The organism is Vibrio splendidus, from assembly GCF_002873455.1.
Classification (GTDB): Bacteria; Pseudomonadota; Gammaproteobacteria; order Enterobacterales; family Vibrionaceae; genus Vibrio; species Vibrio splendidus_J.
This window is the reverse complement of record NZ_MCUN01000054.1, coordinates 374550-390570: the sequence shown is the minus strand read 5'-3', so window position 1 is coordinate 390570 and position 16021 is coordinate 374550. Positions and strand designations below refer to the sequence as shown.

Below are 16021 nucleotides of genomic sequence, written 5' to 3'. Positions count from 1 at the left end.
ATTTGTTGAAAGGTTTTATCTTAGCGGTCACGAAAATGCCGCAAAAAGCGGCATAATTCATAAATTAACGAGAGCAAAGTGTCGTTAGGAATACTGGTTATTAATTACTTAGCACTCAAACAGCTTGTGTAGCTATCCGTAAGTTGCTGAAGAAAATCGAAATAACTTCCACTCTTCACTTCAACCTGTGAACCGATAGGATCAAGTTGCCCTTGTTTCACGTTGCTTCCGCGAGTCACTGATTCAATCACAGCCGGTGTAAATTGAGGCTCTGCAAATACACATTGAACATTTTCACTGACCAAAGTTTTCTTGATAGCTATCAGGCTTTTTGCACCCGGTTTACGCTCTGGGCTCACCGTAAAGTGACCTAAGTTATTTAACTCAAACTCTTGTTCGAAGTAGCCATACGCATCATGGAATACGTAATAGCCTTTGTCTTTCACTGGCGCAAGTTGTTCATTAATTGATTTCTGCTTTTCTTTCAAAGCAATCAAGAATGAATCTAGGTTCTCTTGATACGCCATTGCGTTATCAGGATCAGATTCAATCAGCTTAGCTGAAATGTATTTTGCCGCTACTTCAACTTGGTCGATACCCAACCAAAAGTGTGGGTCATGGCTACCATGATGGTGTCCTTCATGAGCATCGTGGTCTTCATGTCCAAACTCTCTCAAGTTGATTCCAGGAATCTCACTGATCTTGATAACGTTTTCCTTTGAACCAATCACCTTAGTCAAAAATGCTTCTAGGTCAGGACCGAACCAAATAACCATATCAGCACTATGAACTTTTTTGACATCCGATGGTTTGAGGGCATAGTCATGCGGCGAAGCATTACTGTTCATCAAAACATCTGGCTCACTAACGCCTTGCGTTAATTCTGTCACAATCATTTGAATCGGTTTAAAGCTTGTTAGAATAGTATTGGCACTTGCGACACTTGGCGCTAAAAGCAAAGTAGCAAGTATAAAAGATGAACGTGACATAATCCCTCGATAATAGAAAAGTAGCTTAGGCTTGAGGTAAATGTTACATTATAACATTAGCGAATTGCAAATGAGTTCTATTCATGGATAACTTAATCCAACTAGATTCTGTGAGCGTCGAATTTGACGGTCGGAAAGTTCTAGACAACATCTCTCTAAATATAGAGCGCGGCAGAATCACCACCCTCATTGGGCCAAACGGTGCAGGAAAGTCGACATTAGTAAAAGTGGTACTGGGTTTACAAACCAAATTTTCAGGCACAATAAAAAAATCAAAAAAACTGAGAATTGGCTATGTACCACAAAAATTAAAGCTCAATGATTCACTGCCTCTCAACGTAGAACGCTTTCTCAAGCTCACTGGCAAATTTAGCCAACAAGAGATCCTTGAAGCCTTGAAGCTCGTTGGTGCTGAACATCTGCAAAAGAGCAACATGCACCAGCTGTCTGGTGGTGAAAACCAACGTGTACTGATTGCCCGTTCATTACTAAGAAGACCTGATCTATTGGTTCTTGATGAACCCGCTCAAGGCGTTGACGTGCAAGGCCAAATAGACTTGTATGATCTGATTGATAACATTCGTCACCGCTTCAGCTGTGCTGTATTCATGGTTTCACACGATCTGCACTTGGTTATGGCAAAAACAGACGATGTAATCTGCTTGCACCACCATATCTGCTGTTCAGGTGCACCTGCAGACATAAAACATCACCCTTCGTATATTGCACTCTTTGGCACCGCGACCCAAGAAACACTAGCGTTTTACCATCACCAACATGATCATCACCATCATGATCTCGCTGGCGAGCCTGTCACTGGCGGCGCGCATGAATGTTCAAACCACAAACACGGGCACCACTAATGATTGAGTTTCTTCTTCCCTCTATTTTGGCGGGTTTGGGTATTGCGCTAATTGCAGGTCCATTAGGGTCTTTCGTGGTGTGGCGCAAGATGGCTTACTTTGGTGACACGCTTGCTCACGCTTCTTTGATGGGTTTGGCTCTAGGTTTTCTATTCAACATCAACTTGTATTTTGCTCTGCTGATTTGTTGTTTAATGCTGGCCGTGTTGCTAGTAACGTTACAAAAGCAAAAACTTGTCGCGACCGATACCCTACTCGGTATATTGGCGCACAGTGCACTCTCTTTAGGTCTTGTTGCTGTCAGCTTCTTAGACAATATTCGTGTCGACCTAATGAGCTATTTATTTGGTGACTTGCTTGCAGTGTCTCCGACTGATTTGGTATTCATCTATGCAGGTGCTGCCGTGATTGGACTTGTGCTTACTATCTTTTGGCGACCGCTATTATCAACGACCGTTAACGAAGACCTCGCGGCGGTTGATGGCATCAACATTGATTTGATGCGTCTTATTTTGATGTTGCTTGTGGGTATTGTAATTGCGGTGGGTATGAAATTTGTTGGTGCATTAATCATGACATCACTACTTATCATTCCGGCAGCGACGGCAAGAAAGTTCGCCAATACACCAGAACAAATGGCATTCCTCGCCTCAGTAATTGGTTCTATCGCTGTATTCGGGGGATTGAGCTTGTCTTGGTTCTATGACACACCAGCCGGCCCTTCTGTTGTTATCAGCGCCGCAGCAATGTTTATGCTATCTCAAATGTATAGAACCCGCGCCTAAAGTAAAAAGTCGGAATTCATTCTGGCTTTTAACAACACAACCGTTGATGTGGCAGTCGTTTATAAAAGAATCGTTTACAAACAAATCGGTCACAAAAGAAAAAGGCTTGGTCAATGACCAAGCCTTTCTTATATCGTTCAGTTAGCTTCTATCCGTTAGATAAAAGCCAGCTGATTACCAACCCGTGATTTCACGTAGGCCTTTACCGATGTCAGCAAGAGACTTAACAGTCTTAACGCCTGCTGCTTCTAGTGCTGCGAATTTATCTTCAGCAGTACCTTTACCGCCAGAGATGATTGCGCCAGCGTGGCCCATACGTTTGCCCGGAGGAGCAGTAACACCAGCGATGTAAGATACTACTGGCTTAGTTACGTTTGCTTTGATGAACTCAGCAGCTTCTTCTTCCGCAGTACCACCGATCTCACCAATCATTACGATTGCTTCAGTTTCTGGGTCTTCTTGGAAAAGTTTTAGGATATCAATGAAGTTTGAACCTGGGATAGGGTCACCACCGATACCAACACATGTAGACTGACCAAAGCCTTCATCTGTTGTTTGCTTAACAGCTTCATACGTCAGAGTACCTGAGCGAGATACGATACCTACTTTACCCTTCTTGTGGATATGGCCAGGCATGATACCAATCTTACACTCGTCTGGAGTGATAAGACCTGGACAGTTAGGACCGATCATGCGAACGCCAGTTTCTTCTAGCTTCACTTTAACGTCGATCATATCTGTAGTAGGGATACCTTCTGTGATCGTTACGATCAGTTCGATACCTGCATCAATCGCTTCTAGGATTGCGTCTTTACAGAAAGGTGCTGGTACGTAGATAACTGTTGCTGTTGCGCCAGTCACTTCTACTGCTTCACGTACTGTGTTGAATACTGGAAGGCCTAGGTGAGTTTGACCACCTTTACCAGGTGAAACACCACCAACCATTTGCGTACCGTATGCGATAGCTTGGTCTGAGTGGAATGTACCTTGACCGCCAGTGAAACCCTGACAGATTACTTTAGTGTCTTTGTTAATTAATACAGACATTATTTAGCCTCCGCAGCAGCAACAACTTTCTGAGCAGCATCTGTTAGAGATACAGCAGCAATGATATCAACATCAGAATTAGCAAGTACTTCGCGACCTAGGTCTGCGTTTGTACCTTCTAGACGAACAACAACAGGAACTGTTACGCCAACTTCTTTAACTGCACCAATAATACCTTCAGCGATCATGTCACAACGAACGATGCCACCGAAGATGTTTACTAGTACTGCTTTAACATTGTCATCAGAAAGGATGATCTTGAATGCTTCAGCTACACGCTCTTTTGTTGCGCCGCCGCCTACATCAAGGAAGTTTGCTGGCTTGCCGCCGTGTAGGTTTACGATATCCATCGTACCCATAGCAAGGCCTGCACCGTTAACCATACAGCCAACGTTGCCATCAAGTGCTACGTAGTTCAGTTCCCATTGAGCTGCGTGCGCTTCGCGCTCGTCTTCTTGTGAAGGATCGTGCATTTCACGAAGCTTTGGCTGACGGTACATTGCGTTTGAGTCAATGTTGATCTTGCCGTCTAGACAAAGAAGGTTACCTTCATTTGTAATAACAAGCGGGTTAATTTCTAGTAGAGCTAGGTCGTACTGAGCGAACATTTCACCAAGACCCATGAAGATCTTAACGAACTGTTTAATTTGATCGCCAGCTAGGCCAAGTTTGAATGCCAGTTCACGGCCTTGGTAAGCTTGAGGGCCAACTAGAGGATCGATCGCAGATTGGTGAATCAACTCTGGAGTTTCTTCAGCGATTTTCTCAATGTCCACACCGCCTTCAGTTGACGCCATGAATACAATTTTGCGCGTTGCACGGTCAACAACAGCACCTAGGTAAAGCTCGTTAGCAATGTTCGATGCTTCTTCAACTAGGATCTTTGTTACAGGCTGACCATTAGCGTCTGTTTGGTAAGTCACTAGGTTTTTACCTAGCCACTTTTGTGCAAACTCTTTAACGCCTTCTTTAGTGTCATGTAGCTCTACGCCGCCCGCTTTACCGCGACCACCAGCGTGTACTTGACACTTAACAACTTTCTTGGCTGTACTAATACGGCCTGCAGCTTCGAAAGCTTCTTGTGCTGTGTCACACGCGAAACCTTCAGGTACAGGCAAACCGAATTCTGCAAACAGCTGTTTGGCTTGGTATTCATGCAAATTCATTTTGATATTCCGTTTATTTTCCCTTAAGGGATTATTATTTCCATAACGACACAGTTTCCTGTGGTACGTCTGTAGGGTCTTCTCAAATCAACTGCTGTCCATTTTCTAATGGCTTTACAGTTCAAGTGAAGGCCAGACGTTGAGCAGCCTAGCCTTTGAAACTTTTTACGTCTAGCTAACGGGGTTAACTAGACGTTTTAGAGATACTAAACGTCTAATAGCAGACGTGCAGGATCTTCTAGAAGCTCTTTGATTGTCACTAGGAAGCCAACTGATTCACGGCCATCGATTAGACGGTGATCGTAAGAAAGCGCTAGGTACATCATTGGTAGAATTTCTACCTTGCCATCAACAGCCATTGGACGATCTTGGATTTTATGCATACCCAAAATTGCCGCTTGAGGCGGGTTGATGATTGGCGTAGACATTAGAGAACCAAATACACCACCGTTTGTGATAGTGAAGTTACCGCCCATCAGCTCATCAACGGTTAGCTTGCCGTCACGGCCTTTGATTGCTAGCTCTTTGATGCCTTTTTCGATGTCAGCAAAACCTAGTGTGTCGCAGTCTTTCAGTACTGGAGTCACTAGACCACGTGGCGTAGATACCGCCATGCTGATGTCGAAGTAGTTGTGGTAAATGATATCTGTACCATCAATCGAAGCGTTAACTTCAGGGAAACGCTTCAGCGCTTCTGTTACTGCTTTCACATAGAAAGACATGAAACCAAGACGCGTATCGTGACGCTTCTCGAATTGGTCTTTGTACTGCTTACGAAGGTCCATGATTGGCTTCATGTTCACTTCATTGAAAGTAGTCAGCATCGCTGTGCTGTTCTTCGCTTCTAGAAGACGGTTTGCAACTGTCTTACGTAGGCGAGTCATTGGCACGCGCTTTTGGCTACGAGCCGCTGCTGGCGCTTCAACTGCAGGTGCAGATGCTGCTGCCGGAGCCGCTTTCGCTGCTGCTAGGTGTGCGTCGATGTCTTCACGAGTAATACGACCACCAACACCAGTGCCTTTAACGTCAGCTGGTTGTAGGTTGTGCTCTGCAAGAAGACGACGAACAGCAGGGCTTAGTGCGTCATTGCTTTCTTCTGTAAGTGCCGCTTTGTGGCGCTTATCAGGAGAAGCTTCTGTATCTTCAGTGGTATCTTTCGTTGGTTCACCAGCGACAGCACCAGGTTTGATCTTTGCAAGAAGCTGCTTAGAAAGTACCGTAGCACCCTCTTCTTCTAGGATAGCTTCCAGAACACCCGCTTCAGGAGCCGGTACTTCTAGAACTACTTTATCTGTTTCGATGTCTACAATGACTTCATCACGTGCAACGGCTTCGCCTGGTTTTTTGTGCCAAGTCGCCACTGTTGCATCAGCCACAGATTCAGGTAAATCTGGAACCAGAATTTCAATTGTCATGTGCGTATTTTCCTTTTACTTCTAGTTCTTAAGTAGGGTCAAAGCGTCGTCAACTAACGCTTTTTGTTGTTTCAAGTGTACCGACATATAGCCAACAGCTGGTGATGCTGATGCAGGACGACCTGCATATTGAATATCAGCACCCACTGGGATAGCAGCTCGGAAATTATGTTGGCTACTGTACCAAGCACCTTGGTTTTGTGGCTCTTCTTGACACCAAACGTAATCGACTACATTTGTGTACTGTGCGATTGCAGCTCTCACGTCCTCGTAAGGGAACGGGTAAAGTTGCTCAATACGTACAATAGCGACATCGTCTTGCTCGTTCTTACGTCTTTGATCAAGCAGGTCAAAGTAAACCTTACCCGAACAGAACACGACGCGTTTTACGTTCTCAGGAGCCAGATCATCAATTTCTGCGATAGCTGGTTGGAACGTACCTTCTGCTAAATCTTCCATAGAAGACGTACACAGAGGGTGACGAAGCAATGACTTAGGTGACATTACGATCAGTGGACGACGCATTGGTCGAACAACCTGACGGCGAATCATGTGATAAACCTGTGCCGGCGTTGAAGGAACAACAACCTGCATGTTTTGTTCAGCACACAACTGAAGGTAACGCTCCAGACGCGCAGACGAGTGCTCTGGGCCTTGGCCTTCATAACCGTGAGGAAGCAGCATAGTTAGACCACATAAACGTGCCCACTTTTGCTCACCTGACGAAATGAATTGGTCGATAACAACTTGAGCACCGTTTGCGAAGTCACCAAATTGTGCTTCCCAAAGGGTTAGACCGCTTGGTTCTGCCGTTGCATAACCATACTCAAATGCGAGTACCGCTTCTTCAGATAACACGGAGTCAAACACTTGGAATGGCCCTTGCTTATCATGAATGTTCGCAAGAGGAACATACGTGCTTGCATCTGATTGGTTGTGCAGTACTGAGTGACGGTGGAAGAAGGTACCACGACCAGAGTCTTGGCCTGAAATACGAATACGCTTACCGTCATCAACAAGTGTTGCGTAAGCCAGAGTCTCGGCCATACCCCAATCGACTTGTTTCTCACCATTCACCATGGCAGTACGATCGTTGTACAGTTTGTTTACTCGGCTTTGCAGCTTATGGCTGTCTGGGTATTGACAAAGTTTGCTACCAAGCTCTTTCAGGCGCTCGATATCAATCTTGTTGTCCCATTCGATGTTCCAGTCGTGACCTAGGTAAGGTGACCAGTCCACTGAGTGAAGTGCCATTGGGCGCCACTCTTTAACCACAACTTCACCGTGATCAAGTGCATCACGATATTCGTTAACGAGTTGAGTTGCCGTATCAATACCAAACTCACCGCGTTCCATTAGCACGTCAGCATAAAGCTTACGTGGCGTTGGATGCTTCTTGATTTTTTGGTACATCAAAGGCTGCGTTGCATTCGGCTCATCGGCTTCATTGTGACCGTGGCGACGGTAACAAACCAAATCAATAACAACATCACGCTTAAACGTATTACGGTAATCTAATGCAAGACGCGCTACGAAAGCGACAGCTTCTGGATCATCCGAGTTAACGTGGAAAATCGGAGCCTGAACCATCTTCGCGATATCTGTACAGTACATCGTAGAACGAGTATCGCGAGGGTTAGACGTTGTAAAACCAACTTGGTTATTTACAACAATACGAACCGTACCACCAACACAGAAACCACGAGCTTGAGACATGTTGAACGTCTCTTGTACTACACCCTGGCCAGCGATAGCTGAATCACCATGGATAGTAATTGGAAGTACGCGGCTGCCGTCTTTATCGTCTAGACGATCTTGGCGAGCACGTACTGAACCGATAACCACCGGGTTTACAATTTCTAAGTGAGATGGGTTAAACGCAAGTGCTAAGTGAACGTTGCCACCTGGTGTTGCGAAATCCGCAGAGAAACCTTGGTGGTATTTCACATCACCAGTACCCCAGGAGTCATCGCTGTGCTTGCCCGCAAATTCGTCAAACAGGTCTTGTGGCTTTTTACCAAGCACATTGACCAGCATGTTTAGACGACCACGGTGAGCCATACCAACAACAACCTCACGCATGCCTTGTCCACCTGCATGACGAATAATTTCCTTCGTCATTGGGATCAACGCATCACCACCTTCCAACGAGAAGCGTTTTGCGCCTGGGAATTTAGCACCAAGATAGCGCTCAAGACCTTCAGCAGCAGTTAGCTCTTCTAGGAAAGCTTGCTTTTCTTCTTTATCGAAAGAGGGTTGACCAGAAACAGACTCTAAACGTTGTTGGATCCAACGCTTTTGTTCTGTATTCGTCATGTGCATGTATTCAGCACCAATCGAACCACAATAAGTTTGCTTTAAAGATTTGTACAAATCTCGAAGCACCATCGTCTCTTGGCCAATGGCGTAAGAGCCGACGTTAAACGTCTCATTGAGGTCATCTTCGGTAAGAGTGTGGAAAGAAGGATCCAGTTCAGCGACTGTATCTCTTTCCCATAAACCTAGGGGGTCTAGATTTGCTGATTGATGCCCTCGGAATCGATAGGCATTAATAAGTTGCAGAACCTTTACTTGTTTCGCATCGACATCTGGATCACTAACTTGGACACTGTAATGCTTTGTTTCTTGAGCGAGTCGACGGAAGTATTCACGAACACGAGAGTGTGGTTGTTCCACCGTTTCTGAAGCTTGCACAGGCAATTCTTCGAAAACGCTTCTCCATTCGTCACTTACCGAATCGGGGTCACTAAGATACAGTTCATAGAGTTCTTCTACGTACGTTGCATTGGCGCCAGCCAAGTGTGAAGACTCGAGCCATGCCTTCATCACGCCGTTGTGCATATTTTCCCTTAACCAGTAGTTTTCACGTTTGCTGCGGTCTATGCCGAGCTATTAAAAGGCCGCCCCAAAACTTCTAGGGCGGCAATTTTTATATAACTTAAACCGAACGATTTACTAGCATGGTCTTGATGTGACCAATCGCTTTCGTCGGATTTAATCCCTTAGGACAAACACTTACACAATTCATGATGCCATGGCAACGAAAAACGCTAAATGCATCATCAAGATCGGACAGACGTTCGTCTGTCGCCGTATCTCGGCTATCTATTAGCCAACGGTATGCTGCAAGCAGGCCAGCTGGTCCGATGAACTTATCTGGATTCCACCAGAATGATGGGCACGAAGTCGTACAACATGCACACATGATACATTCATACAAACCATCTAAATGAGCACGCTCATCAGGGCTTTGTAGGTTTTCACGAGCCGGTGGCACATTGCCATCAGACACTAAGAACGGCTTAACTTTTTCGTAGTTATCATAGAACTGAGTCATGTCTACGATTAAATCACGCACCACAGGCAAACCTGGAAGTGGGCGAATTACGATTTTATCTTGGCCAGTAAGAGCAGACAGAGGCGTAATACACGCCAATCCGTTTTTACCATTCATGTTCAAGCCATCAGAACCACATACACCTTCACGGCATGAACGACGGAATGAAATCGTTGGATCTTGCTCTTTCAAAAGAATAAGCGCATCCAAAAGCATCATGTCAGAGCCTTCTTCCACCTCTAGGGTGTACTCTTTCATGTAAGGCTTCTGGTCCACATCTGGGTTGTAACGGTATAAAGAGAAATTCAGTTTCATGGTCATATCTCCTTAGTACGTACGTGCTTTCGGCGGGAATGCTTCACGATGGATAGGTTCCATGTTCACGCCACGCTTAGTCATACTTTCTGATTCTGGGTTGTAAAGTGAGTGGCATAGCCATTGCGCATCATCACGATCTGGGAAGTCAAAACGAGCATGAGCTCCACGACTCTCTGTACGGAAGTTTGCTGCAACCGCAGTCGCGAATGCTGTTTCCATCAAGTTTTCAAGCTCTAAACACTCAATACGTTGCGTGTTGAACTCTGTCGACTTGTCAGAAAGATGTGCATTCTTAAGACGCTCACGAATCACTTTAAGCTCTTCTAAGCCATCAGCCATCGCTTTACCTTCACGGAATACAGAGAAGTTGTTCTGCATACATTGCTGAAGATCTTTACGAATTACCGCTGGGTCTTCACCGTCAGTACTGTTTTCCCAACGATTGTAGCGCTCTAGTGAACGTTCAATGTCGGCTTCAGTTGCAGGTTTTGCTTCAGCTTGCTTGTTCAAAGTCTCACCAAGGTGAAGACCTGTCGCACGACCGAATACAACCAAATCAAGTAGCGAGTTACCACCTAGACGGTTTGCACCGTGTACTGATACTGAAGCGATTTCGCCACAAGCGAATAGACCTTGAATTTCAACGTCTGTGCCGTCTTCAGTTTGTTTAATTGCTTGACCAGAAACCTGTGTCGGAACACCACCCATCATGTAGTGACACGTTGGGATTACAGGAATTGGTTCTTTAACAGGATCAACGTGAGCGAACGTACGAGAAAGCTCACATACACCCGGTAGACGAGATTCAAGCGTCTCTTTACCTAGGTGATCAAGTTTCAGCTTGATGTGTGGACCCCATGGACCATCACAACCACGACCTTCACGAATCTCAACCATCATCGAACGAGCTACAACATCACGACCTGCTAAGTCTTTAGCATTCGGAGCATAACGTTCCATGAAACGCTCGCCGTCTTTATTGAGAAGGTAACCACCTTCACCACGACAACCTTCTGTTACCAAAACACCTGCGCCAGCGATACCCGTTGGGTGGAACTGCCACATTTCGATATCTTGCATTGGAACGCCAGCACGAATTGCCATGCCAACACCGTCACCAGTATTAATGTGTGCATTCGTTGTTGATGCATAGATACGACCAGCACCACCAGTAGCAAGGATTGTTGCCTTCGCTTTGAAGTAGCAAACCTCGCCTGTTTCCATACAAAGCGCGGTAGTACCTAAGATTGCACCATCTTCGTTCTTAACAAGATCCAGTGCATACCACTCAGAGAAAACCGTCGTTTTGTGTTTAATGTTTTGTTGATAAAGGGTGTGAAGCAGTGCGTGACCAGTACGGTCGGCTGCAGCTGCGGTACGAGCCGCTTGCTCACCACCAAAATTCTTAGATTGGCCACCAAACGGACGTTGGTAAATACTGCCGTTATCAAAGCGAGAAAATGGAAGGCCCATTTTTTCTAATTCGATAACCGACTCTGGGCCATTTTTACACATGTATTCGATAGCATCTTGGTCGCCGATGTAATCGGAACCTTTCACCGTATCGTACATATGTTGTTCCCAGTGATCTTCATGCGCATTACCAAGAGCAACGGTGATACCACCTTGCGCAGATACGGTATGAGAACGAGTTGGGAAAACTTTAGAAAGCAACGCACAAGATAGGCCTTGCTCCGAAATTTGTAGCGCGGCGCGCATACCAGCACCACCAGCACCGATTACTACAGCATCAAACTCACGAACAGGAATAGTCACTTACGCACCCCACAAAATAAACAGACCAGAGAAGAAATATCCTAGAAGAACCGCAACAACACCAACTTGAAGACCAACGCGCAATTTTGCACATTTGATGTAGTCAGTTAGCACTTGCCACAAGCCGATCCACGCGTGAACCAAAATTGAAGTAAGCGCTAACATGGTGAAGACTTTAGTGAAGGTACCACCAAAGAATTGCGTCCAAGATGCGTAAGAAATATCACCTGAAAAAGCACAGAAGCTCACTAGGTAGATAGTGTAAAGGGTCATAATGATAGCTGTCGCACGAATCAGTAGATAATCATGCACACCATTACGACCAAAAGTAGAAACGTTGTTTACCATACTAAGATCCCCGCTAGTAGAGACAATACCGCTGTTGCTGCGAATGCAACCTTTGCGCTCTTAGCGCCAGATTCCAGCTCTTCAAAGTGACCAAGGTCCATAAGAAGGTGACGAATACCACCAGCAATGTGGTAAGCCAAAGCGGTTAAAATGCCCCACAGAATAAACTTCACGAAGAAACCGTCGACAATGTCGCTAGCTTCCATAAAGCCTACAGGGGAAGAGAGGGAAATGGATAGTAACCAAAGCAGAATTCCAATCGCAACAAAAGTAATCACCCCAGACACACGGTGTAGGATGGATGCTATTGCTGTGATGGGAAAGTGGATGGTCTGTAAATCTAAATTAACAGGTCTTGTCTTTCTTTCTTTCACGGGCTCGCTCACTCAGCTCCATTGAGCATGATGGTCATTAAATAACCTTATGATATTGTTATGGACAAAATTTGATTGTAAACCCTCAAAATTTAACATTAACTTAACAAATAACAGGGGTTGAGCCGTAGATAATTGTAAAATAATTGTTAACAGCAAGATTATTGAAGACACCTCACATTTCTTCTTAGCCTTGCATTTATAAGGTCTTAACCAAACTTTTCAGCGTCACTATACGACTGGCAACATTCTAATACAATTGATGCAACAAATAATGCTACATAGAACAGATTTTTAACGAATTTAATGTAAAAAACACTAACAAGTGCACACAAAGCTTCAGAAAAATTGACTTTCTCACGTAAGACCAGTAAAAAAATGGCACATAAACATCCTGGACGGATAAAATAATAAACAAAGGAGATTGTTATGGCGGATAAGAAAGCTACCCTTCACATTGAAGGTCATGCGCCGATCGAACTGCCGATTACAGAAGGCGTACTTGGTACACCAGTGATCGACGTTCGTACACTAGGTTCTAATGGTTTTTTCACTTTCGATCCTGGTTTTCTTGCCACTGCATCTTGTGAATCGCAAATTACTTATATTGACGGTGGAAAAGGTATTCTTCTACACCGTGGTTATCCAATTGATCAACTGGCCAATAACGCTGATTACTTAGAAGTTTGTTACATTCTTTTATACGGCGAAGCTCCTTCTCGAGCTCAATACGAAGAATTTAAGACGACTGTTACACGTCACACCATGGTTCACGAGCAAATTGCTAGTTTCTTCCACGGCTTCCGTCGTGATGCTCACCCTATGGCTGTTATGTGTGGCGTGGTAGGTGCGCTTGCTGCGTTCTACCATGATTCATTAGATGTTAATAACGACACACACCGTGAAATTGCGGCATACCGCCTAATTTCAAAAATGCCTACACTGGCTGCAATGTGTTACAAATATTCTATCGGTCAACCGTTTATCTACCCGCGCAATGACCTAGGCTACGCAGAAAACTTCCTACACATGATGTATGCAAACCCATGTGAAGAATATGAAGTAAACCCTGTTGTTGCTCGCGCAATGGACAAAATCTTTACGTTACACGCTGATCACGAACAAAATGCGTCAACATCAACGGTTCGTCTAGCTGGTTCTTCGGGTGCAAACCCATTTGCTTGTATTGCTGCTGGTATCGCTTCTTTGTGGGGTCCTGCTCACGGTGGTGCTAACGAAGCTTGCTTAATGATGCTTGAAGAGATCGGTAGCGTAGACAACATTGAAGAATACGTAGCAAAAGCAAAAGACAAAGATGACCCATTCCGCCTAATGGGCTTTGGTCACCGTGTTTACAAGAACTACGATCCACGTGCAACGGTAATGCGTGAAGCGTGTCACGAAGTACTTAAAGAGCTGAACATTCAAGATCCACTACTTGATGTAGCAATGGAACTTGAACGCATCGCTCTTTCTGATGAGTACTTTGTTTCTAAGAAGCTATACCCGAACGTAGATTTCTACTCAGGTATCATTCTGAAAGCGATAGGTATTCCAGTATCTATGTTCACAGTAATCTTTGCGATGTCTCGTACTATCGGTTGGATTGCACACTGGAACGAAATGCACAGCGATCCGACAAACCGTATCGGTCGTCCTCGTCAGTTGTACACTGGTGAAGAACAGCGCGATTTCCAAGCTCTACATGAGCGCGAATAGTAAGATTTAGATTTTTCTAATCGATTAAAATCGAAAAGGGTTGATGTATTAACATCAACCCTTTTTTGCTCTTTCAATATTTTGTACCACTTCAATGAAGGTACAAATATCCAGACAATCATAAACTCTAAGTGTGGCTACACTGGATTATCGATATCGATAAACTCTACGTCTAAGCCGTGCTCTTTCGCTAACCATTCACCTAATGCCTTCACACCATAACGTTCTGTTGCGTGGTGTCCTGCTGCAAAGTAATGAATATCTTGCTCACGTGCTGAGTAAGTAGTGCGCTCTGAAATCTCTCCAGAGATAAACGCATCAATGCCTTGAGAAGCCGCTAACTCAATGTAATCTTGACCACCACCGGTGCACCAACCAACTGTAGTAATCATTTTGTCTTGGTTCTCTGGAGCAATGTGTAATGGCTTGCGGTTTAAAGCTTGGCCAATCTTTTCTGCGAACTCTGCACCTGTCATTGGCGCACTCAACTTGCCAAACATCGCAACAGATTGTGGGTGCCCTTCTAAACCGCCTTCGACTTCGATATCAAACAACTCAGCAAGCTTGGCGTTGTTGCCTAACTCAGGGTGAATATCAAGAGGCAAGTGGTAACCCAAAAGGTTGATGTCGTTTTTAATCAAGGTACGAATACGCTTGCCCTTCATGCCGCGAATCGCTTCTGATTCACCTTTCCAGAAGAAACCGTGATGGACCAATAAAGCGTCTGCGTTCAGTTCTACCGCTTTATCAATTAATGCTTGAGAAGCTGTCACACCAGTAACAATGCGCTTCACTTGAGAAGCACCTTCAACTTGAAGACCATTAGGACAGTAATCTTTAATCTGCTGTGGCTGAAGTTTTTCATTGAGTAGCTTTTCTAATTGTAAGTTATTCATTTTTCTTTCCAGCTTACTTTATAATAACGTCGTTATATCAATTTACGGGTAGAATGTCGAAAGCCCCAGGGCTATGTCTGTAAAGAGCTACGTTTACAAAGAGCTTATGTTTATGACGAACTGATCTGTTGATGAAGAACAGATAACTGAAGTTTATGAGGAACCGATGACAGCACTGCAACGTTTTTACCAATGGGTCATCGACTCACCACCGTTACTGGAAATCAAACCACCCGTTTCTGATCTCAGAGCCTTCTCAAGCCCTCATACCATCGATGCATCACATACATACAGCGGTAATCCGAGGCTAGGTTTCCTCTACCAGCACTTATGTGAGCAAGTCATCGGTGCTTCGGATAATTATGTAATCAAGTACGATGAGATTCAGATTAATGTTGAAGGTAGAACACTAGGTGCTATCGACTTTATTCTTGAAGAAGAGAGCAGCCAAAAGCTGCAACATTGGGAAGTGGCGATTAAGTTTTACCTACTCCATGAAGACACATGGTTTGGTCCGAATTCTCACGACCAATTAGATAAGAAGCTCGATCGAATGTTGGACCACCAACTGGGTATGTCCTCTTCAGCAGCCTTTGTTGAGCAATATCCAGAGATCGATGTCGACTCAAAACATCTCCTCATGCAGGGTCGTCTCTATACCAACCCATTCTTAGACCAAAAAATACCGACTGAATGTTTGGGCTACGACATTAATTCAAGTCAAGTAAACGGTTTTTGGTGCTATCAAAACCAAGCCCATTTAATTACTGATGTGCTCTACCCTCTCACCAAAGAGCAATGGTCAGCTGGCACTGATGACTTCAACTGTGAACCTATAACCGAGTTTGGTGAACGCTTCGTTCATGGACAAACCAAATCAGGGCAGTTTTGGTTTGTAATGCCACAAAGTTGGCCACACGGATAGGATAACCTACTCATTTTCACAGTAATTCAACCACTTAGCCTTAACCGCTTTACCCACAAACTG

At 44.7% G+C, this 16021-nt stretch carries 14 protein-coding genes; 4 read left to right on the top strand and 10 right to left on the bottom strand.

Annotated elements, in window-relative coordinates; translation table 11 throughout:
- Positions 1-104: 104 nt before the first annotated feature.
- Positions 105-989 carry a zinc ABC transporter substrate-binding protein ZnuA gene (gene znuA / locus BCU75_RS23905; protein ID WP_076674355.1) on the bottom strand — a complete coding sequence of 295 codons (885 nt, stop codon included), beginning with the start codon at positions 987-989 and terminating at the stop codon, positions 105-107.
- Positions 990-1072: 83 nt separating this feature from the next.
- Here znuA and znuC point away from each other — a divergent pair, with 83 nt between their 5' ends.
- Both znuC and znuB read left to right on the top strand, forming a co-directional pair.
- On the top strand, positions 1073-1852 hold the full coding sequence (gene znuC / locus BCU75_RS23900) for a zinc ABC transporter ATP-binding protein ZnuC (RefSeq protein WP_102464437.1): 780 nt from the start codon (positions 1073-1075) through the stop codon (positions 1850-1852).
- Positions 1852-2637 carry a zinc ABC transporter permease subunit ZnuB gene (gene znuB / locus BCU75_RS23895; protein ID WP_102475276.1) on the top strand — a complete coding sequence of 262 codons (786 nt, stop codon included), beginning with the start codon at positions 1852-1854 and terminating at the stop codon, positions 2635-2637. Before znuC ends, znuB begins: the two co-directional genes overlap by 1 nt.
- Positions 2638-2811: 174 nt before the next feature.
- Here znuB and sucD read toward each other — a convergent pair whose 3' ends face one another.
- From sucD to sdhC, 8 genes are all read right to left on the bottom strand, one after another.
- Complete coding sequence (sucD, locus tag BCU75_RS23890) at positions 2812-3684, bottom strand: succinate--CoA ligase subunit alpha (RefSeq protein WP_004734209.1); 873 nt, start codon at positions 3682-3684, stop codon at positions 2812-2814.
- Positions 3684-4850: an ADP-forming succinate--CoA ligase subunit beta gene (sucC, locus tag BCU75_RS23885; RefSeq protein ID WP_004734210.1), complete on the bottom strand. Its 1167-nt coding sequence runs from the start codon at positions 4848-4850 to the stop codon at positions 3684-3686. The genes sucD and sucC overlap by 1 nt, the downstream gene beginning before the upstream one ends.
- Before the next feature lie 206 nt (positions 4851-5056).
- Positions 5057-6265: a 2-oxoglutarate dehydrogenase complex dihydrolipoyllysine-residue succinyltransferase gene (gene odhB / locus BCU75_RS23880; protein ID WP_102475275.1), complete on the bottom strand. Its 1209-nt coding sequence runs from the start codon at positions 6263-6265 to the stop codon at positions 5057-5059.
- A gap of 21 nt (positions 6266-6286) precedes the next feature.
- Positions 6287-9106: a 2-oxoglutarate dehydrogenase E1 component gene (gene sucA / locus BCU75_RS23875; protein WP_102464435.1), complete on the bottom strand. Its 2820-nt coding sequence runs from the start codon at positions 9104-9106 to the stop codon at positions 6287-6289.
- Positions 9107-9203: 97 nt separating this feature from the next.
- On the bottom strand, positions 9204-9917 hold the full coding sequence (locus tag BCU75_RS23870; protein ID WP_004734213.1) for a succinate dehydrogenase iron-sulfur subunit: 714 nt from the start codon (positions 9915-9917) through the stop codon (positions 9204-9206).
- A gap of 12 nt (positions 9918-9929) precedes the next feature.
- On the bottom strand, positions 9930-11696 hold the full coding sequence (gene sdhA / locus BCU75_RS23865) for a succinate dehydrogenase flavoprotein subunit (RefSeq protein ID WP_102464434.1): 1767 nt from the start codon (positions 11694-11696) through the stop codon (positions 9930-9932).
- Positions 11697-12044, bottom strand: coding sequence for a succinate dehydrogenase, hydrophobic membrane anchor protein (gene sdhD / locus BCU75_RS23860; RefSeq protein ID WP_004734215.1), 348 nt, complete (start codon positions 12042-12044; stop codon positions 11697-11699).
- Entirely contained in the window at positions 12038-12430 is a 393-nt protein-coding gene (gene sdhC, locus BCU75_RS23855) for a succinate dehydrogenase cytochrome b556 subunit (RefSeq protein ID WP_012604532.1), read from the bottom strand. The genes sdhD and sdhC overlap by 7 nt, the downstream gene beginning before the upstream one ends.
- 417 nt (positions 12431-12847) lie before the next feature.
- Here sdhC and BCU75_RS23850 point away from each other — a divergent pair, with 417 nt between their 5' ends.
- A complete protein-coding gene (locus tag BCU75_RS23850; protein WP_017073143.1) occupies positions 12848-14137 on the top strand; it encodes a citrate synthase in 1290 nt (429 codons plus the stop codon).
- A 137-nt stretch (positions 14138-14274) separates the two neighbouring features.
- Here the strand turns inward: BCU75_RS23850 and BCU75_RS23845 are convergent, their stop codons facing one another.
- Entirely contained in the window at positions 14275-15033 is a 759-nt protein-coding gene (locus BCU75_RS23845) for a Nif3-like dinuclear metal center hexameric protein (RefSeq protein WP_102475274.1), read from the bottom strand.
- 166 nt (positions 15034-15199) lie between these two features.
- Here BCU75_RS23845 and BCU75_RS23840 point away from each other — a divergent pair, with 166 nt between their 5' ends.
- Complete coding sequence (locus tag BCU75_RS23840; protein WP_102475273.1) at positions 15200-15958, top strand: DUF1853 family protein; 759 nt, start codon at positions 15200-15202, stop codon at positions 15956-15958.
- Positions 15959-16021: the final 63 nt, after the last annotated feature.